A 20,195-nucleotide genomic window follows, 5' to 3' on the forward strand; every position below is an offset into this window, starting at 1 on the left:
CACCGCGGGCTTGAAATTTCGACGGACTATATGGTCGTGGATGCCGCGCATGCAAGCTCGTAGCCTCACGGGGGCTGCGGCATGGTGCGCGGGTGCCGCCGGCGCGGCGTCGCCTAATATTCGACACGCGGAAGCATCCAAATACCGGAGGCGATGATGGGCAACTTCGCGACGAGGCGCAGCGCGCCGCCGCCGCCGATCCGATTTGGCAAGGCCAGCACCGGTGTGATTCTTGCGCATGATGATCGCCGATCTGATCGGAGGCCGGCTTGGCGGCAGCGCCGCCGACGTGAACGCTTCGCTGCGTTCGTGTGAGCATCGGCCGTCCAACACGCAGGGTCTACGCCGGCTGCACGGCCCTCGGTAATCCCGCGCGGCTGACCGACTGCACCGAGCCTGCTTCTGCAGCGTGAGCCTTAGGCGGCGCGGCGGTGGCTCTCGCCATGCGACGACGACCAGGGAAAGCACCACGCCCCAGGGCTTGATCGCGACCTCAGCGCCTTGCGCGTAGCGAGATGGAAATTGATCAACGCCAGCACGACCGCTGCGAGGTTGCCGACCATGTGGTACCAGGCATCATTGAGGCGGCGAATGCGCCGTTCACTGAAGAAGTCGGTAAAGCCGGCCGCGGCAGCAACGAGCGCCATCACGATGCCCGCAACCGGGAACGGGATGATCATGGGTGGAGCGGGTGATCCCCGAGGGGCGGCGGTCGTCTTGGGTTGATGCTCATGGCAAATCCTCGCCAAAAGTGATTTTCGGGACAATTGACCGGGGCAGGCCGGTTGCTCCGGACATTCGTGGCGCGTCGGGTGATGCCAGACGATCCACGCGTCCCGCAAATACCGGCCTGGCACCCTGATGTCCCATGCCCCTGCGCCGCCTGCCTTTCCCGCAGCCAAATTCGCGGGTGGTAACCCGGCATTAACCATCGCCGGGCACTGGTAATTATGGACAATCGCGCCCGGAGCCGTCGTCGAGGCCCTTAGTTTTGACATCTTGGCAGGGAATGCAGGCGGCGGCTTTGGACCAGCCCCTGTACCCCAGAAAGACAAGGCTTTGAACAGGCTTGCCGGCTGCGGCGGTTCTACCGCGGCTGTTAGGAAACCGGCCGCCATTTGCGGGACGGGACAAAGGTAACGATCGCCAGAAAACGGTCGTCTTGAGAGGATATTGCTGATGAATCCGGCCGACGTGGCTCAGTCCGCCCTTCCGGTTGCCGCTTCCGCCGACGTGTCGCTGATCGCGCTGTTCTGGCAGGCTCACTGGATCGTGAAATGCGTCATGCTGGGCCTGTTGTCCTGCTCGGTCTGGGTTTGGGCCATCGCGATCGACAAGATCTTCCTTTACGCCCGGACCCGCCGCTCGATGGACCGGTTCGAGCAGGCATTCTGGTCCGGCGAGTCCATCGAGGAGCTCTATCGCACGCTCTCGGCCAAGCCGACCCATTCCATGGCGGCCTGTTTCGTAGCGGCGATGCGCGAATGGAAGCGCTCTTTCGAGAGCCACGCCCGCTCGGTCGCCGGCCTCCAGATGCGGATCGACAAGGTCATGAATGTCTCGATCGCCCGTGAGGTCGAGCGGCTGGAACGCCGCCTCCTGGTGCTCGCGACCGTCGGCTCGGCCGGCCCCTTTGTCGGCCTGTTCGGCACGGTTTGGGGCATCATGTCGAGCTTCCAGTCGATCGCGGCGTCGAAAAATACCTCCCTGGCGGTGGTGGCGCCCGGCATCGCGGAGGCGCTGTTTGCGACCGCCGTCGGCCTTATCGCCGCCATACCTGCCACTATTTTCTACAATAAGTTCACCTCCGAGGTGAATCGGCAGGCCCAGCGGCTCGAGGGCTTCGCTGACGAATTTTCAGCCATCCTGTCCCGGCAGATCGATGAGCGGGGCTGACGGAGTGGATGGATAGCGTGAACGCGGGATTGGGCATCAAGCCATGGGCATGAACGTAGCCAGTTCGTCCGGAGGCGGCGGCCGTCGCAGCCGGCGCAAGCCGGTCATGGCCGAGATCAACGTCACGCCGATGGTCGACGTGATGCTGGTGCTGCTCATCATCTTCATGGTGTCGGCGCCGCTGCTCACCGTGGGCGTGCCGCTCGACCTGCCGCAGACCCAGGCCAAGAGCCTCGATCAGAGCGACCAAAAGCCGATCCAGATGTCGGTCGACATCAACGGCAAGGTGTTCATCGCCGATGCCGAGATCGCGATCAACGAGCTGATTCCGAAGCTGAAGGCGATCACGGATGCGCGCGGTGGCCTCGAGGAGCGCATCTATCTGCGCGCCGACAAGAAGGCGGATTACGGCACGGTGGCCAAGGTGATGGGCCTGCTGTCGGGCGCGGGCTTCAAGAAGCTGGCGCTCGTCACCGAAGCGGATCAGGGGTCTTAAGATCGTGAAGGTGAACGTCGACAAGACACTGGTTGCGTCGATCGCCCTCCACGTCCTCGTGATTGGATGGGGGCTGCTCACCTTCAGCAGCAAGGCCTTCATCGCGCCGGAAGAGTCGCTTCCGGTCGACATCATCTCCACCGATCAACTGGCCCAGATGATGTCGGGGCAGAAGACCGGCGATAAGAAGGAGCCCAAGCCGAAGGTCGAGAAGATCGCCGAGGCCAAGCCCGAGGAAGATTCCGTCGGCAAGGTCACCGAGAAGAAAGAGCTGATCAAGACCAACTCGACCCCCGACACGCCGCCGCCGAAGCCCGTCGAAAAGCCGGTCGAGAAGAAGCCCGATCCGCCGAAGCCGGTCGCCGAGACCAAGCCGAAGGAAGAGCCGAAGCCCCAGGAGAAGAAGCCTGATCCGGCCAAGGAAGATCCGATCGCGGAGCTGCAGAAGAAGCTGGAGACCAAGAAGCCGCCGCCCAAGCCGGTGGAGCAGAAGGTCGCCGCGGTGCAGCCGCAGCAGCAGCCGAAGCCGAAGGAGCGCACTTTCGACCCCGCGCAGATTGCCCGCGACCTCGACAAGCGCGCTGCGACCCGGCACGAGCTCACGGGAGCGGCGCTGAACGCGTCGGCGTCGTTGGGTTCGACATCGGGGACGTCCGCCAGCAACGTCGCGACTTGGCAAGGGGCATTCATGTCCGCGGTCAGGCGCTGTTTCACGCCGACCTACAACGGACAGGATGCCGATCAATATGAAGTCGACATCGATATTTCCATGAAGATCGATGGAACGCTGGCATCCGAACCAGTCGTCGTTGCGGCGAGAGGACCATCGCGGTCGATCGCTGAGGCGGTGGCGGAGAGTGGCAAGCGAGCCATCGTGCAGTGTCAGGTCTATTCATTCCTGCCGAAGCAGCAGTATGACACCTGGAAGACCATTCCGATGCGCTTCGGCCTGAAAGACATGTTGTGACATCCGAACAAAAGAATTTTGCAATGAATGACGTTCGATCGATGAACCGCCGCCGCTTCATGACCCTGACCGGATCGACCATCGCGTTGCTCGGGGGCGGACAGGCTTTGGCGCAGGGGCAGCCGCGGCTCCGCATCGATCCCACCGAATTTCGTCCGATCCCGATCGCGATCACCAATTTCGTGCCGGGCTCGCCCGCCGACGGCGACGTCGGCAACGGCGTCACCCAGGTCATCACCAACAATCTGAAACGCTCGGGCTTGTTTTCCCCGATCGATCAGGCCGCCTTCATCGAGCGCATCAGCAACATCGACGTCGCGCCGCAATTCGATAATTGGAAAACCCTCAACGCCCAGGCCCTCGTCACCGGCCGCATGACGCGGCAGCCGGACGGTCGCCTCAAGGCCGAATTCCGCCTGTGGGACGTGGTCACCGGCCAGCAGCTCGCCGGCCAGCAATATTTCACCTCGCCGGAATATTGGCGCCGGATCGCCCACATCATCTCCGATCAGATCTACGAAAAGTTGACCGGCGAGAAGGGTTATTTCGACAGCCGCGTCGTGTTCGTCGACGAATCAGGGCCGAAGGAGCGCCGCGTCAAGCGCCTGGCGATGATGGACCAGGACGGCGCCAATGTGCGCTATCTCACCCGAGGCGCCGACCTCGTGCTGACGCCGCGTTTCTCGCCGAACTCGCAAGAGATCACCTACATGGAGTTCGGCCAGGGCGATCCGAAGGTCTATCTCTTCAACATCGAGACCGGCCAGCGCGAGATCGTCGGCAATTTCCCAGGCATGACCTTCGCGCCGCGCTTCTCTCCGGATGGCCAGCGCGTCATCATGAGCCTGCAGCAGGGCGGCAATTCCAACCTGTTCGTGATGGATCTGCGCTCGCGTTCGACGACGCGTCTCACCGACACGCCGGCAATCGACACGTCGCCGTCCTACTCGCCTGACGGCACCCGCATCTGCTTCGAATCCGATCGCGGCGGCCGATCGCAGATCTATGTGATGGCGGCCGGCGGCGGCCAGGCGCAGCGCATCTCGTTCTCCAAGGACGACAACAACGCCACCTATTCGACGCCGGTGTGGTCGCCGCGCGGCGACTACATCGCCTTCACCCGGCAGGGCGGCGGGCAGTTCTCGATCGGAGTCATGAAACCTGATGGCAGCGGCGAGCGGCTGCTCACCTCAGGCTTCCACAATGAAGGCCCGACCTTCTCGCCGAACGGCCGTGTGCTGATGTTCTTCCGCGACCCCGGTGGCAACAGCGGACCATCGCTGTTTTCGGTCGACATCTCCGGCCGCAACGAGCTGAAGGTGCCGACGCCGGGCTTCGCCTCCGATCCGGCATGGTCGCCGCTGTTGTCCGCGACCGCGGGTCAGTAGAAGAGATCGCGGCTGCGACGCGCGATCTTTTCAAAAGAAAGCGCCAGATTTTTCGGGTTTGCGCGCGCGCGGCAATCCTTCCTTCACCTTGTACCCGGCAAGGCTTGCCTAGTTGCTTGATTTTGCAGCGGAAATAGATTCGCTATTGCCGAAAAACAACTCGACTTTAACGATGTTCCCTCAGAAAGGCTTCATCTGGTCCGGGTAAAAGTACGCGCTAAACAGGACGCGTAACAAGCCGATGCAGCTGGCCGACCAGAAGCAGAGTGATCGAGACGAGCTGGAGCCCATACTCTACGCCGCTCTCATCAACTCCATGGTTCAGAATTTCTGGGCGATCTTCCTCGGCTCGGCCTCCGCCGCCGTGGCCGCGGTCATGACTGCGCTGAAGACCGGCGACGCCAGGCTTTGGCCGATCGCGTTCCTGCTGATCGCCATCGGTACCGCGCGCGCGTTCCAGATGCGCAGCTACGAGAACCGAACAGAGGCGCTGTCATTCGACGAGGCCACGCATCTGGCGCCGCGTTACTGGGCCGGCGCGCTCAGCTATGCCGCGGTGCTCGGCCTGTGGGCCTTCGTCGTGATCTATCTCAACGAGGATCCCGTTGCCGACATGCTCTGTGTCGCGATCGGCATCGGCTATACGGCGGGCGGCGCGGCCCGCAATTACGGCCAGCCCCGGGTGGTCCAGTGGCACGTCGTGCTCGCCTGCGGACCGATGTCGCTCGCGCTGCTGATGCATGGCGGCCTCTACCACATCGGACTCGCCATCCTGCTCGCGTTCTTCTTCGTCGGGCTGAAGAACATCAACCTCAGCCTGCACGCGATCTTCGTCAAGGCACTGACCTCGAGCTTCCGCGAATCCGCGCTGGCGAGCCAGTTCGATACCGCCCTCAACAACATGCCGCACGGCCTGTGTATGTTCCGCGCCGACGGGCGCCTGGCGGTGATGAACCACCGCTTCGGCGAGCTGATGCAATTGCCCGAGGACCTGGTCAAGCGCGGCGCTACCGCCGTCGACATCGTATCGGCCTGCGTCGCGGCTGGCACCATCTCGGTCGAGAGCGGCGATCAGGTCATCGCCGAGATCGAGCAGGCGCGGATCCGCGAGATTGTCAGCGCCGACCCGGATACGACGCGCGGCCGCGCGCTGGCCTGGACGTTCCAGCCGATGGCCCGTGGCGGCACCGTGGTGCTGCTGGAAGACATCACCGAACGCACCAATGCGGAAGCCCGCATCAGCCATCTTGCCAGATATGACGAACTGACGGCGCTGCCGAACCGGGTCTCTTTCCGCGATGAGATCGAGCGGCTGCTCGCCCATTCGCACCATTCCGAACGGCTCTCCGCGTTGCTGTTCATCGACCTCGACCAGTTCAAGCAGGTCAACGACACGCTCGGCCACCCCTGCGGTGACCAGCTCCTTTGCGCGGTCGCCAACCGCTTGCGCGAGATGCTGCGGCCGGAGGATTTCGTCGCCCGCTTCGGCGGCGACGAGTTCGTCGTGTACCAGCAGAACATCAATTCGCCCGAGGATGCCGCGAGCCTCGCCCGCCGCATCGTCGAGCGCCTGAGCGAGCGCTACCGTATCGACAATCATCTGGTCGAGATCGGCGCCAGCGTCGGCATCGCGCTGACCTCGCCGAAGGGCACCAGCGCCGACACGCTGCTCAAGAACGCCGATATGGCGCTCTACCGCGCCAAGGCCGACGGCCGTGGCACTTTCTGCTTCTTCCGCGACGAGATGGCGGCGACCGTCGAGGCTCGCCGCATCCTCGAGCTGGACCTGCGCAAGGCGCTCGCCAATGAGGAGTTCGAGCTGTTCTACCAGCCGCTCGTCAACCTCAAGTCCGGCAAGATCACCACCTGCGAGGCGCTGCTGCGCTGGAATCATCCGGTGCGCGGCACGGTCTCGCCGATCGACATCATCCCGGTTGCCGAGGACATGGGCCTGATCGTCGATCTCGGCCGCTGGATCCTGCGCCGCGCCTGCATGGAATGCATGAAGTGGCCCGAGGGCGTCAGTGTCGCGGTCAATTTCTCGCCGCAGCAATTCCATCAGCGCGACGTGCTGAGCGAGATTCGCTACGCGCTCGAAGTGTCGGGCCTGCCGGCCCATCGGCTCGAGATCGAGATCACCGAATCCTCGTTGCTGCGCAACACCCAACTCACCCACGACATCCTGTCGCAGCTGCATGCGCTCGGCGTGCGCATTTCACTCGACGATTTCGGCACCGGCTATTCGAGCCTCAGCTATCTGCACAATTTCCCGATGCAGAAGGTCAAGATCGACCGCTCCTTCCTCGAGGGCATCGACACCGATCGCCCGCTGACGCTGCTGCGCGGCGTGGCACGGCTGTCGGCCGATCTCGGCATGTCGGTCGTGGTCGAAGGCATCGAGACCAACGAGCAGCTCGAGTTGATCAGCGCCGACGGCACCGTGTCCGAGGCGCAAGGCTATCTGTTCAGCCGCCCGGTGCCCGCCGTGCGGATGCGCCAGCTCCTGAACGCCTCGCATGGACGGCGCGGCGAGAACCTGCTCCAGGTTGTCGGCGCGCGCTCGTTCGCCTAGCCGCTGCTTCCCCGAATTGCCCGCCGTTTCACGCTGTTGCGGCAGCTCCGTAGTCCTACGGTCGGTTAACCCTAACAGTTCGATTGCTTTGCTTCGTTGTTAAGAAGCTGTTAATAATTGGTCACGCGTGGAGGTTGTCCTGCGCGTATGCGGTGGTGGGTCAGGAGTTGGGATGCAGTCCTCAGCCAGAGCGATCATTTCGGCTGTTGGACGGGGTGCAGAGCTCCTGACCGACGTCGACTATCATCTTGCCGAGACGGTCGAGGAGAAGGAGGAGATCTACAACCTCCGCTACCGCGCGTATTTGCGCGAAGGTGCCGTCAAGGAATCTGCCGAGGCACGTGTCACCGATAAGTATGACGAGCTGCCGAACGCGTGGACCTTCGGTGTCTATCTCCGCGGCGAGCTCTGCAGCTCGGTGCGCATCAGCGTGCTGACCTCGGAATGGCGCTCATCGACCTCGGCCGACGTTTTTCCCGACGTCGTGCTGCCGCGGCTCGATCGCGGCGAGGTCATGATCGATCCGACGCGGTTCGTCGCCGATCCTGATATGGCCAAGCGCGTCCCCGAGCTGCCTTATCTGACGACGCGTCTCGCCTACATGGCGTGCGAGCATTTCAATGCCGATCTCGGCCTTGCGATCGTGCGTCCCGAGCATCACGCGTTCTATCGCCGGGTGTTCCTGCACGCGCCGATTGCCGAGCCGCGGCAGGTGCCTGGCCTCACCAAGGCGTTCGGGTTGATGGCGGCCGATTTCCCGACCTTCCGCAAGAAGGTGTTCGAGCGCTATCCGATCATGCGCTCGACGGCGTTCGAGCGGCGCATGCTGTTCGGGCGCGGCGGCCAGCGCCAGGTTCCGCAGCGGCCGGTGCTGGTGGCCGAGGCCGCTCACGCCTGATTCTGCGGCGGCCCTGTGACGGCCGGAGCGGCCTCCGGGCAGGGGGAGTTCGCGTCGTCAGCCATATCGGGGCCAAAATTCCGGCGAGATCCAGCGTTTTTGCCGGGCCCCCCGGCTTGCCTTCACCCTCGCGCCACATTTACAACCCATTAACCATGATGGGTGCTTTTCGCTGGTTGGGGGCATTTGACCGGCTGAGGCAAGGTTCCGTCAAGGTTGACGGAACGTTCGCTTAACCAACCCCCTGTAGACCGGACAGCAGTGGACGAACGTGAGCGTGGAGGCTCCGAATGAAATATCCTATGCGTATCCTCCAGGGATTGAAGCTGGCCGCGGTGCTTGCCATTGCCCTGTCGATGGGCGCCTGCGCCAACAAGAACATGGGTATGGACGCGAATGCGAGCGCGGCGACGCCGGGCAGCCAGCAGGATTTCGTGGTGAACGTGGGCGACCGCGTGTTCTTCGAGAGCGACCAGACCGATCTGACCCCGCAGGCGATCGTGACCCTGGAGAAGCAGGCCCAGTGGCTGCAGACCTATCCGCGCTACTCCTTCACGATTGAAGGTCACGCCGACGAACGCGGCACCCGCGAATACAACATCGCCCTCGGCGCCCGCCGCGCCCAGTCGGTGCGTTCGTTCCTGGTCTCGCGCGGCATCGATGCGAACCGCATGCGCACCATCTCCTACGGCAAGGAGCGCCCGGTGGCCGTGTGTAACGACATCTCCTGCTGGTCACAGAACCGTCGTGCCGTGACCGTGCTGAACGCGAGCTCCTGATCTCTGGTCAGCCGCTGTTCATCTTCAGGAACCGATGATGCCGGCGCCCTCACGGGCGCCGGTTTCGTTTCAGCGATCTGTGACTGAAAACCCCTTGGTGGTAGTCACAGTTTTGGCGTACTCCCCTTCAATGTGTGGCGCGTCGCATGTTCCGTCGCAGGCCATTTCGCTTTCGTCGTCAGGGCAAGATGTCATCCAGATTTAAGGTCTTAACCGGCACCGCGGCCGCCGCCGCGCTGCTCTCCTTGTGTTCGCCGGCCTTCGCCCAGTCGGACGATGGCGACCCCGAGATGCGGATCGAGCGGCTGGAAAACCAGCTGCGCCAACTCACCGGCCAGAACGAAGAGCTGCAATATCGCAACCGCCAGCTCGAGGATCGCATCCATCAGCTCGAGGGCGCGACACCCGGCCAGGCGCCGCTGCAGCCCAACGTCGCAGCCGTGCCGCCGGCCCAGGTCGCCCCTGGCTATCGCCAGCAACCGCCGCAGCAGCAGGGCATGCAGCCGAATTACGAGCAGCCGCAGGTCGCCGCTCCCGCGCCGATCGTTCAGGAGCAGCCTGGCCCCGGCGCGCCCGGCAGTCGTCGCCGTGGCGATGCGTTCGACCCGAGCCAGGCTCCGAACGCTCCCGGCGCGCCGCGCGCGCTCGGCGGCGGTCAGCAGCCGCTCGATCTCAGCGCCAATGGCGGCCGCTATCCGCAGGCCGCAGCGCCGCCCCAGCAAGCCTATCCGCAGGCGGCCGCGTCCCAGGCGGTCCAGCCCGGCTATCCGCCCGCCCAGCAGGCTTACCCGCCGCAGGCCGGTGCTCCGGCTCTCGCGACCCTGCCGCCCTCGGCCACGCCACGGGACGAGTTCGACCTCGGCATCGGCTACATGCAACGCAAGGACTATGCGCTGGCCGAGCAGACCATGAAGAATTTTGCGGCGAAATACCCGAACGACCCGCTGCTCGGCGATGCGCAATACTGGCTCGGCGAGAGCTACTACCAGCGCCAGCAATATCGCGATTCCGCCGAAGCGTTCCTCGCCGTCACCACCAAATACGACAAATCGGCGAAGGCGCCGGATGCGCTGCTGCGGCTCGGCCAGTCGCTCGCCGCGCTGAAGGAAAAGGAAGCCGCCTGTGCCGCCTTCGGCGAGGTCGGTCGCAAATATCCGCGCGCCTCCGCCGGCGTCAAAGCCGCCGTCGACCGCGAGCAGAAGCGGGTGAAGTGCTGATCCGCTGACAAAGCGGATGGTGTTGCGCTAAACAGTCGACCCATCCGCGGACGATTGCAGCGTCATGTCAGACGACGACGATTCACCGATTTCGGCGCGCGCGGCGAAGCAGCTCTTCGCCGGGCTGGAAGCTGCGCCGGCGCTGGTGCTGGCGGTGTCTGGCGGCCCCGATTCGGTCGCGCTGATGTGGCTCGCGGCGCGCTGGCGGCGCAGTTTTACGCGCGGACCTGAGCTCACGGTCGTCACCGTCGATCACGGCCTGCGGAGCGAGGCCGCGCGTGAGGCGCGTGAGGTCAAACGGCTGGCCGCCGAGCTTGGCCTTGCGCACCGGACTCTGCATTGGCGCGGCGCCAAGCCAAAGACGGGATTGCCCGCCGCCGCGCGTGAGGCCCGCTACCGGCTGCTCGCGAAGGCCGCGCACTCAGCCGGCGCGAGCCATGTGCTGACCGCCCATACCCGCGACGACCAGGCCGAGACCCTGCTGATGCGGCTCGTCCGCGGCAGCGGCATCGCCGGGCTGTCGGCGATGGCGCGCCTGACCGCGCGCGACGGCATCGTGCTCGCGCGTCCGCTGCTCGATGTCTCGAAATCGCAGCTCATCGCGACCCTGAAACGGGCCGGGATCGGTTTCGCCGACGATCCCACCAACCGCGATGCCACCTTCACACGACCGCGATTGCGGGCGCTGTTGCCGCAGCTTGCCGCCGAGGGCGGCGATGCCCGCACGCTGGTGCGGCTGTCGGCGCGGCTTGCCCGCGCCAATGCGGCGGTCGAGCTGCTGACCGACGGCGCCGAGCGCTTCCTCGCCTTGCGGGATCGCGGCGGTGCGCCGCATCGGGGCGTTCGCAGCTTTGAGGCCGCGGCCTTTGCAGCCCTGCCGGAGGAAGTCCGGCTGCGGCTGTTGCTGCGGGCCATCGATGCGCTCGGGAATGAAGGGCCCGCGGAACTCGGCAAGGTCGAAACCCTTCTGGCGGCGCTCGACCAGGCCGTCCACGGCCAGGCGGTCGCGACGGCCGCCCGCGCCCCCGCAAATGGCCGTCCGATTCTGAAGCAGACCTTGGCGGGCGCCTTGATCAGCCTAGCGGGCGGGCGTATCCACATCGCGCCTGCGCCGGCCCGGCGGTCGAAAGGGGACGGCAAGGCGGCGAGGGGCGGACCATGACACCGGCCGTTTGCCCCGGATGCCGTCAGGACACCTTAACCAGGCAGGAAAAAGCCCGGCTTTGACGCCATTATTTCAGCGGGAATCGCTCTAAGATGGGATAAATAGTCCCATCTCGTTCCCTTGGCAGCGACCCGGGTGGCACCTAGATTGTATCCATCTAACCGAGAGGATTCCTTGGGGATTTTCTCTAGCTTGCCCAAGGATGAGGCCGCGATCCGCGCGACCACGAAGGAAGATCGATGAACGCCAATCTGCGCAATTTCGCCCTCTGGGTCATCATTGTTTTGCTGCTGTTGGCGTTGTTCACGCTCTTCCAGAATCCGGGTCAGCGGGCCTCCTCGCAGGACATCGCCTTCTCGCAGCTCCTCAGCGAAGTTGACCAGGGCCGTGTCCGCGACGTCGTGATCCAGGGGCCTGAAATCCACGGCACCTTCACCACCGGCCAGAGCTTCCAGACCTATGCGCCGAACGACCCGACGCTGGTGAAGCGCCTCTATGACAGCAAGGTCCAGATCACCGCCAAGCCGCCCGGCGACAACGTGCCGTGGTTCGTCTCGCTGCTGGTCTCCTGGCTCCCGTTCATCGCGCTGATCGGCGTCTGGATCTTCCTGTCGCGGCAGATGCAGGGCGGCGCCGGCAAGGCGATGGGCTTCGGCAAGTCGCGCGCGAAGATGCTGACCGAAGCGCATGGCCGCGTCACCTTCGAGGACGTCGCCGGCGTCGACGAAGCCAAGCAGGACCTGCAGGAGATCGTCGAATTCCTGCGTGACCCCGGCAAATTCCAGCGCCTCGGCGGCCGCATTCCGCGCGGCGTGCTGCTGGTCGGCCCTCCCGGCACCGGCAAGACCCTGATCGCGCGTGCGGTGGCGGGCGAAGCCAACGTGCCGTTCTTCACCATCTCGGGTTCGGACTTCGTCGAGATGTTCGTGGGCGTCGGCGCCTCTCGCGTGCGTGACATGTTCGAGCAGGCCAAGAAGAACGCGCCCTGCATCATCTTCATCGACGAAATCGATGCGGTCGGACGTCATCGCGGCGCCGGTCTCGGCGGCGGCAATGACGAGCGCGAGCAGACGCTGAACCAGCTGCTGGTCGAGATGGACGGCTTCGAGGCGAACGAGGGCGTGATCCTGATCGCCGCGACCAACCGTCCCGACGTGCTCGATCCCGCGCTGCTGCGTCCGGGCCGCTTCGACCGTCAGGTCGTGGTGCCGAACCCCGACGTCGTCGGCCGCGAGCAGATCCTCAAGGTCCACGTCCGCAAGGTGCCGCTGGCGCCCGATATCAACCTCAAGACCATCGCGCGCGGTACGCCGGGCTTCTCCGGCGCCGATTTGATGAACCTCGTCAACGAAGCTGCCCTGACCGCTGCGCGTCGCAACAAGCGCATGGTCACCCAGGCCGAGTTCGAAGAGGCCAAGGACAAGGTGATGATGGGGGCCGAGCGCAAGTCGCTCGTCATGACCGAGGAAGAGAAGCTGCTGACGGCCTATCACGAGGGTGGCCACGCCATCGTCGGCCTCAACGTGCCCGCGACCGATCCGATCCACAAGGCGACCATCATTCCGCGCGGTCGTGCGCTCGGCATGGTCATGCAGCTGCCCGAACGCGACAAGCTGTCGATGTCGCTGGAACAGATGACCTCGCGCCTCGCCATCATGATGGGCGGCCGTGTCGCCGAAGAGCTGATCTTCGGCCGCGAGAAGGTCACCTCGGGTGCCGCCTCCGACATCGAGCAGGCCACGCGCCTGGCCCGCATGATGGTGACGCGCTGGGGCCTGTCGGAAGAACTCGGCACCGTGTCCTACGGCGAGAACCAGGACGAGGTGTTCCTGGGCATGTCGGTGTCGCGGACGCAGAACGCCTCCGAAGCAACGGTCCAGAAGATCGACTCCGAGATCAAGCGCCTGGTCGAGGAAGGCTACAAGGAGGCGACCCGCATTCTCACCGAGAAGCATGCCGACCTCGAGACCCTGGCCAAGGGCCTGCTCGAGTTCGAGACGCTGACGGGAGATGAGATCGTCGATCTCCTCAAGGGCAAGAAGCCGAACCGCGAGTCGGTGCTCGAGCCGACCACGCCGCGCGCCTCCGCGGTGCCCCCGGCCGGCAAGTCGCCGCGCCCGCGGCCCGATCCGGATCCCGGCCTGGAGCCGCAGCCGCAGGCGTAAATCTCGCCTGCCATGGCCGGATATTCCGGCAAACCCATTGTGCAAAAGCTCGGCGTCAAGCCGGGCTTTTGCATTTTCGTGGACGGCCTCGCCACGCCCTATCGCGACGTCGTCGGTGAATTGCCTGACGGTGTGACCATCGCGAAGGCGATCAGGCCTCCGCTCGACATGGTGCATCTCTTCGCAGCCGAAGCCAAAGGCCTCGCCGCAAAACTGCGCAGCTCCCGCAAGGCGATCGCGCCCGACGGGATGATCTGGGCATCGTGGCCGAAGCAGGCATCGGGCGTCCCGACTGACGTGACCGAAGCCCTGGTGCGCGAGACCGCGCTCGCGAACGGCCTCGTCGATATCAAGATCTGCGCGGTCAACGATGTCTGGTCCGGCCTCAAGCTCGTGATCCCCCTGAAGGATCGCGCGAAAGCCGCCAAATAGCTCCGGTCCTGTCGGGTGGGCACAGGCGCCCTTGCGCCGTGCCCACGATCTCTCGCCCATCGCGACAGGTGGCGGGCACGCCTCGCGGCGTATCAGGAAGGCACGTCATCGCTCCACACTGCGTCATTGCGAGCGCAGCGAAGCAATGACGACGTGGATGAAGTTGCGCCTCAGACTGAGCGCTCGTCCCCCGGACACGAACAGGAGCCATTCAGCGCCGGCTCCGCATTCACGACGCCAGCCGAAGCCAGACGTCGTTGCTCGCCAGCGTACCGTCGGGCGTGGCGATCTCCAGGTCTACGACGTGCAGGGAGTGGTCTCCGTAGACATATTTCAGGTGCCAGATCAGCCCGAGGTCCGGCGTGATGATGAAATCATCGAGCCCATCGGTGATCGCTCGAACCGCCTCCCGGTGCGTCAGCGGCGCCGAAAACATCGCATCGATCAGATTGGCGAGGCTCATGCCTTCGACCAGCATCATGCGCGCGATGTCGTCGCCATGGACCTGGCGGAGCGCTGAGACGATGACGGCAATGGCGTCCGGATTTTTCATGACACGGTTTGCTTCAGGCCATTTGCATAGCCCGATCTGACTGCATTGAGCCGCGTCAGGCACGAAGCTGACGTAGCCCGGATGGAGCGTCAGCGTAATCCGGGATCGCTACTTTAGAGAAGGCCCCGGATTGCGCTACGCTCCATCCGGGCTGCGGCCTCCCTTGTCGCTGGGCCGGTGGGGTCATCGTCGAGCATGTGCGGAAGGCCCGGACGAGCTCTTACCGGCGCACGCGCCAAACAGTCCAGCCGGGTTTCGACACGGCCCGCACCGCCTCCAGATAGTCCGGAGCTTCGCCGCGGCCGAGATGCGCGGCGAGGCCCTCCGGCGCGATGCGGACAAGATCCTCCTGATCGATGGAGCCGTTGCACGTCAGGATGTAGTCGACCTGCCGTGCGCGGAACATGTCGCGCGCGGCTTCCGGTGTTTCCGTCATGGTGTGGACCATGACGAGGTTGCCGTCATTGTTGCGGTGGTAGGGAGCAGCGAAGACGGAATGTTCCGTCGCGGCCAGGATCGCAGGACCCGAATCGATCGGCGCCATCACCCGCCCGGCCGGCAGGAAGGCGAGCGGTGCGGCGCTTGAGATGGTCTGGCAGGATTCGGCGGGATCTGGCATCGCGATCTTTTGTCCGCCCGTGCCGGCAGCGAGTGCCGGCCAGACCGCAAAACCCATGCCGCCGAGTGTGGCGGGCGACACCAGTACCGCCGCACGTACCAGCCGCCAACCGGCCACGACCTTGGTGCGAAGCCGGGTGATTCCCGCGACGCATAGCGGGGCCGCCACGATGTTCGCGGCAGCGGCGCCGCGCAATTCCCACAGGCTCTCGCCGAACAGCGTTGCGAGCGTGATGGTCGAGACGATCCAGCGAAAGCGCGTTTGCGGCGTGCAGCCAATCATGGCAGCCACACACAGGCCGAGCGTCAGCAATGGAAAAGCGTAATAGCCGAGCAGCTTTTGCGGCTGCAGCTGGGCCAATTCCGTCATCGGCATGGTCTCGATGACGCGGCCAAGCCAGAAGCTGACGAGCAGGGGGTCAACCTGCGCATAGGGCGATGCAACGCAGCTCGGGTATGACCTGAAGAATGCGCCGAGCAGGAGAGCACCGGCGAGAGCGCTCGCCGTCAACCGCACCCACAAGCCCTCGCGCAGCCGGCTAGCACCGGCGATCACAAGCAGCGCGATGCCGCCCCCTGCGGCCAGGAGCAGGATGGGTCCGCCGAAGGCATCGCAGACCGGCGTGAGGAGACTGTTCATCGGGAGCAGAAGCAGCGCCAGCAGCAGCGACGACCCGGCAAGGCCTGCACCGAAGGCGCAGGCTGGGCGCAGGGCTTCCGCGCCTTTCCACACCAGGAGTGCCACGACGGCCGCGCTCGCCACAGCGATGGCAGGGAGCATTTCCAATCCGACCGATAGCGAAAGCGCTGCGAGGAATCCTGCCAAAGCCGCCTTGGCTGCACGGTATTCCAGGTCGCAGATGTGGAGCACGAAGCCGAGCAGCAGCACGATCTGCAGATTGTGATGGTCGATCGCGCCGGCGCGGAAGTGGATGAGGGCAGGGATCGACAGCGCCGCAAGCAGAATCGCCGCGAGCTGCGCCCGCGGCTTGTCCGCCGGAGCGCTTGCCTGACTTGCGATCCTCGCCGCGAGCCATAGCGCGGCCCCCAGCAACAGCGACGGCCACAGCACCAGCGTGAGTGCTTCGGCATGATGCTGGCCGAGGAGCGCGCGGAACAAGAGGATCAGAATGGCCAGGGGCGCATCGACGATGCGGGACCAGTGCATGGCGATTCCGGGCGGGTCGAGCCGGTATTGAGTCAGGTCGAACCAGCCCTGGCCGGAGAGAAGATCGCGCACTTCGACCAGACGCATGGCGTCGTCGGTCGACAGCGTGTCGAACACGCCGGTTTTGATCGCCGGAAGTGCGAGCACAGCCACGATTGCCGCCCAGATTATCGCGAGCACGATCGCAGGCTTCGGCTCCGCGGTCGATCGTTGCACGGTCGATGGGGCGAGCGGCGGCATTGTCGGGCGTCTCAGTTCGATTGGGTCGGCACGGGCGTGTTGCCCGCGCCCGTTGCGCCATCACGCACATGGATCACGGCGATGTTGTCGCCATAGAGCCCGCTTCCAGCCCTTGATGTGATCGAGCACCTGGGCGGCCGGGCTGTCGGCCACCATCAGCGTGGCGTCGATCTTGTACTCATCGAGCAGCCGCGTCAGATTGTCGAGCTTCTTGACCTCGACCCCCTTGAAGAAATCCATCACGAAGGTCTCGCCATAGAGCTCGGCGCGGCCGTCGATGAACACGGGGATGTCGCGCGAGATCAGATAGCCGCCGAACTGGTAGGCGTTGAAGATGCGCTGCGCCTTGCGTTGCTGGAGCAGGTCGACGGCAGCGACGGGCGTCTGGTCCATCGTGAAGGTGAACCGGTGATGCGACATGTAGATCGAGGTCGAGGTCCAGGCCGCAGCCGCGATCATCAGCGCGGCAGTGATCGTGACGTAGCGCGCCGCCCAGCTCTCGGCGGCCTTCTCACGACCTTGTGCGTCCGTTTGCGGCAGCGGCGGTCTTTCGCCGAGAGGCTTGGCCAGCGCCAGCGGCACCAGGAAGGCAAAGGCCTCGATGCTCCTGACATGCGTGAGCCCCATCCAGGTGAAGAGCACGATCAGCAGAATGCGTGGCGGCGACAGCGTGAGGCCGCGAAACAGGCCGAGTGCGATCAGTCCGAGGATCGCGGCCTCGAACGCGGAGAACGAGGCGAAATTCGCCGGCATCCATTCCGAGATGACGGACAGCAGCTCGCCGAGATTGAGGATGTTGGTCGCGCCCAGCAGCGTGCGCCAGCCATAGGGAGTGACGCAGGCAGCCGCCGTGGCGGCGACACCGAACAGGAACCAGCGCGCGAGCAGCCGGATCTGCTTGCCGGAATCCAGCGTCCAGATCGCCTCCAGCGCGATCGGGCCGATCAGCGCGAGGCCGAGCACGAAGCCGCCATGCAAATTCGCCCACAGCGACATCAGCGGCAGCCAGACCCAGGACGGCGTGGCCTTGCGGTCGGCCGCATTCATCAGCACGCCGACCCAGGCGATCATCACCGGCAGTGCCAGGATATGCGGCCGCGCCAGGATGTGATGCAGCGACAGCAGCACCGCGAGCATCGCAAACAGGACCGAGCGCGGGATCTCGAGATGCGCATCGAGCAGATGAACCAGGATCGCTGCGGATGCGGCGATCCCGAGCGCGGTGAGGATCACCGGCCCCGCCCAATCCCATTGCGTGTAGGAGATCGAGAACAGGATTTGCGACAGCCACGACGTCGAGATCCAGGGCTCGCCAAACCGTGTGAACGAATAGATGTCGGTATAGGGCAGGGCGTGATGGTCGAGAATCCACTGACCGATCTTGATCTGCCAGAACGAGTCGGAATCCTGAAGCAGCGTGTCGCCGATATAAAGGAAGAACAGATAGGCGCCTGCGCCGACACACAGCGGCACCAGCGCGCGAGCGCGGCTCTGCACTGCGATGCTGTTGGTGAAGGAAAGAGACATGCCGCCTCGTGGTGTTCTTATCGGGTTGATCGCGCGGGCGGCATTGGACCACGGCGGTCATAACTTCCAGTAAATCAGCTGGGCTACCCGAAGCGTTTGCGAGCGAAGGGGATACCGGTGCGCGTCAAGCAAATGCGTCCGGACGGGACCCTTCCGTGTGTCCGCGCAATTTAACCGGTTGTTTTAGATTTCGGTTTACCATCGACGAATACATGCAATCCGTTCCATGTTTGCGCAGTCGAATTAACTGCGGTGCAAGTCTTTGCCTCTACGTTCGGTTCCATGGTCGGGCGGCGCTGGGAAGCCGACAAGACCGGACCAGTTGAAGCCACGTGAATCCTTTGGAGCAGTCTATGAAGAACCTCGTTTCGCGTTTCGTGAAGGACGAATCCGGCGCTACCGCCATCGAATACGGCCTGATCGCCGCTGGTATCGCTCTCGCGATCATCACCGTCGTCAACCAGCTCGGCACCTCGCTGAACACCAAGTTCGGCTCGATCTCGTCCAGCCTCAAGTAAGCTGAGACGATCTCGGAGTTCAAAGAGCCCTGTCCTCGGATGGGGCTCTTCTTGTTTGGGGCGTGCATCTCGGCAGAGAACGCATCTGCGGGAGTTGCGGCTTCGATCGATTTTTGCGCGTTGCTCCCGCTTCCGGAAATTGCCATTCTTCCATCGGACGTTTGCAATGGAAGGTCGCTGATCGGTGAAAGATTCCATCTCCGCGCTGTTGCCGCGCGGCGAGGGCCACCAGTTTCTGCTGTATGGTGACTCCTGCTCGGGCGTGCCTGGCGCATTGCACGAAAAGACCTTCGCCGCGGTCAACGCCGTCGTCCAACGCCTGCGACCGCAGCCTGAGTTCATCGTCTTTCCGGGCGATGAAATCATCGGCCTGACGCCGGATGCGGACGCTCTTCGCGCGCAGTGGCGATATTGGCTGGATACGGAAATGGCATGGCTCGACCGTGTCGCCATTCCCATGTGGCACACATCCGGCAATCACACGACCTACGATGTGATGAGCGAAACCGTGTTTCGCAGCGTTCTCGATCTGCCCGACAACGGACCGTCAGGGCAATCAGGTCTCTCCTACTTCGTGCAGCGCGGCGACCTTCTGATGGTGTTCGTCAACACGCTGTGGAGCGGCCTCGGCGGCGAGGGACATGTCGAAATCGAATGGCTCGAGACGACGCTGAAGCAGCACGGCGATATCAGGCACAAGCTCGTCATCGGTCATCACCCGGTGTTTCCCGTCAACGGCTTTTCCGGCGCATATCAACGCGAGATCGGCCACGAATACGCGCGGCCGTTCTGGGATATCCTCGTGAACGAAAACGTGCTGGCCTATCTGTGCAGCCACATCCTGGCCTTCGATGTGCAGGCGCATCGTGGCGTCCTGCAGATCTGCACTGCGGGTGCCGGAACGGCACACCGAATGCCCGAGGATGTCGAATATCTCCATTGTGTGCAGGCCGCGCTCGATACGCGCGGCCTGCGCTATCAGGTGCTCGATACCAATGGTGCGGTCAGAGAAAGGCTGGAATGGCCGATACCCGATCCTGATCCGAACCGGTGGGCGGCGCTGCCGTCCGGCGAAGCCGAGGCGCTGTTCAGCGGACCTGTCCGGAGCGGAGCCGGCATCGAGCTGAGACTGACCGGGCAGAGCGCGACGATCGATGCCGCATCGGCGCAGACGATCTTCACGGCTTTCGGGCCCGGCGCGATTGCACCCATCTGGCTTGGACTTCGCGGGCCTGCGCAAACCCTGACCGTGATTGTCGGTCGCGATCCAGGGCGCAGTCCGGCGTATTGGCTCGGCCCCGACCTTGCCGTGGGTGCGCCGTTTGATATCCACGTCAGGATCTATCCGGACATGGGGCCGGGCGGTCTCTTGTATCGTCACCACGACGATGCCAGGTGGTCGTCTTTCAACGCGGCGACGGCGCGCGGGGTCGAAGGTCTGTCGTGGCCCGAGCGCTGGGGGATCGGTCACGGACAAGGTGGCCCTGAAGATCGTCCCTTCAGAGGTGCGGCGCTCAGTGTCCAGATTGCGCTGATGTAGCGCCTCCGCCAGCGACCTCGATGACGCAATGCACGCCGATGCATTTGCTTCTTGTC

The 20,195-nt window shown here is 64.3% G+C and carries 16 protein-coding genes and 1 pseudogene; 13 read left to right on the forward strand and 4 right to left on the reverse strand.

Going from position 1 to position 20,195, the window contains the following annotated elements:
- Positions 1–416: 416 nt before the first annotated feature.
- Positions 417–680: a DUF2231 domain-containing protein gene (locus tag ACVIIW_RS14125; protein WP_456701315.1), complete on the reverse strand. Its 264-nt coding sequence runs from the start codon at positions 678–680 to the stop codon at positions 417–419.
- Positions 681–1,179: 499 nt separating this feature from the next.
- Between ACVIIW_RS14125 and tolQ the strand changes: the two genes are divergently transcribed.
- The 11 genes from tolQ to ACVIIW_RS14180 all read left to right on the forward strand — a co-directional run bounded on the left by tolQ (position 1,180) and on the right by ACVIIW_RS14180 (position 13,975).
- Positions 1,180–1,896, forward strand: coding sequence for a protein TolQ (gene tolQ, locus ACVIIW_RS14130; protein ID WP_027532430.1), 717 nt, complete (start codon positions 1,180–1,182; stop codon positions 1,894–1,896).
- 43 nt (positions 1,897–1,939) lie between these two features.
- On the forward strand, positions 1,940–2,392 hold the full coding sequence (tolR, locus tag ACVIIW_RS14135) for a protein TolR (RefSeq protein WP_092227175.1): 453 nt from the start codon (positions 1,940–1,942) through the stop codon (positions 2,390–2,392).
- 4 nt (positions 2,393–2,396) lie between these two features.
- Positions 2,397–3,359, forward strand: coding sequence for a protein TolA (locus tag ACVIIW_RS14140; protein ID WP_456701316.1), 963 nt, complete (start codon positions 2,397–2,399; stop codon positions 3,357–3,359).
- 41 nt (positions 3,360–3,400) lie between these two features.
- Positions 3,401–4,747 carry a Tol-Pal system beta propeller repeat protein TolB gene (gene tolB / locus ACVIIW_RS14145; protein WP_456705152.1) on the forward strand — a complete coding sequence of 449 codons (1,347 nt, stop codon included), beginning with the start codon at positions 3,401–3,403 and terminating at the stop codon, positions 4,745–4,747.
- Between the two features lie 241 nt (positions 4,748–4,988).
- Positions 4,989–7,319 carry a putative bifunctional diguanylate cyclase/phosphodiesterase gene (locus tag ACVIIW_RS14150; RefSeq protein WP_456701317.1) on the forward strand — a complete coding sequence of 777 codons (2,331 nt, stop codon included), beginning with the start codon at positions 4,989–4,991 and terminating at the stop codon, positions 7,317–7,319.
- Between the two features lie 172 nt (positions 7,320–7,491).
- Positions 7,492–8,217 (forward strand): N-acyl amino acid synthase FeeM domain-containing protein, encoded by a 726-nt coding sequence (locus tag ACVIIW_RS14155; protein ID WP_456701318.1) that lies wholly within the window; start codon positions 7,492–7,494, stop codon positions 8,215–8,217.
- Positions 8,218–8,507: 290 nt separating this feature from the next.
- Positions 8,508–8,996, forward strand: a complete 489-nt coding sequence (gene pal / locus ACVIIW_RS14160) for a peptidoglycan-associated lipoprotein Pal (RefSeq protein WP_092227179.1) — start codon at positions 8,508–8,510, stop codon at positions 8,994–8,996.
- Between the two features lie 188 nt (positions 8,997–9,184).
- Positions 9,185–10,213: a tol-pal system protein YbgF gene (gene ybgF, locus ACVIIW_RS14165; protein ID WP_456701319.1), complete on the forward strand. Its 1,029-nt coding sequence runs from the start codon at positions 9,185–9,187 to the stop codon at positions 10,211–10,213.
- Between the two features lie 64 nt (positions 10,214–10,277).
- Positions 10,278–11,375: a tRNA lysidine(34) synthetase TilS gene (gene tilS / locus ACVIIW_RS14170; RefSeq protein WP_456701320.1), complete on the forward strand. Its 1,098-nt coding sequence runs from the start codon at positions 10,278–10,280 to the stop codon at positions 11,373–11,375.
- Positions 11,376–11,617: 242 nt separating this feature from the next.
- Entirely contained in the window at positions 11,618–13,543 is a 1,926-nt protein-coding gene (gene ftsH, locus ACVIIW_RS14175; protein ID WP_092227182.1) for an ATP-dependent zinc metalloprotease FtsH, read from the forward strand.
- Between the two features lie 12 nt (positions 13,544–13,555).
- Positions 13,556–13,975: a DUF3052 family protein gene (locus tag ACVIIW_RS14180; protein WP_456701321.1), complete on the forward strand. Its 420-nt coding sequence runs from the start codon at positions 13,556–13,558 to the stop codon at positions 13,973–13,975.
- Between the two features lie 229 nt (positions 13,976–14,204).
- On the opposite strand, the gene ACVIIW_RS14185 is transcribed toward ACVIIW_RS14180, so the two are convergent.
- The 3 genes and pseudogenes from ACVIIW_RS14185 to ACVIIW_RS14195 form a co-directional block, all read right to left on the reverse strand.
- Positions 14,205–14,528, reverse strand: coding sequence for a hypothetical protein (locus tag ACVIIW_RS14185; protein WP_456701322.1), 324 nt, complete (start codon positions 14,526–14,528; stop codon positions 14,205–14,207).
- 220 nt (positions 14,529–14,748) lie between these two features.
- Positions 14,749–16,554: a hypothetical protein gene (locus tag ACVIIW_RS14190; protein WP_456701323.1), complete on the reverse strand. Its 1,806-nt coding sequence runs from the start codon at positions 16,552–16,554 to the stop codon at positions 14,749–14,751.
- An 11-nt stretch (positions 16,555–16,565) separates the two neighbouring features.
- Positions 16,566–18,081, reverse strand: a pseudogene (locus ACVIIW_RS14195) (hypothetical protein).
- A 353-nt stretch (positions 18,082–18,434) separates the two neighbouring features.
- Between ACVIIW_RS14195 and ACVIIW_RS14200 the strand changes: the two are divergent.
- On the forward strand, positions 18,435–18,599 hold the full coding sequence (locus tag ACVIIW_RS14200) for a Flp family type IVb pilin (protein WP_092227186.1): 165 nt from the start codon (positions 18,435–18,437) through the stop codon (positions 18,597–18,599).
- 184 nt (positions 18,600–18,783) lie between these two features.
- On the forward strand, positions 18,784–20,139 hold the full coding sequence (locus ACVIIW_RS14205; RefSeq protein WP_456701324.1) for a metallophosphoesterase family protein: 1,356 nt from the start codon (positions 18,784–18,786) through the stop codon (positions 20,137–20,139).
- The last annotated feature ends 56 nt before the right edge of the window (positions 20,140–20,195 follow it).

It is taken from the genome of Bradyrhizobium sp. USDA 4449 (genome assembly GCF_054056275.1).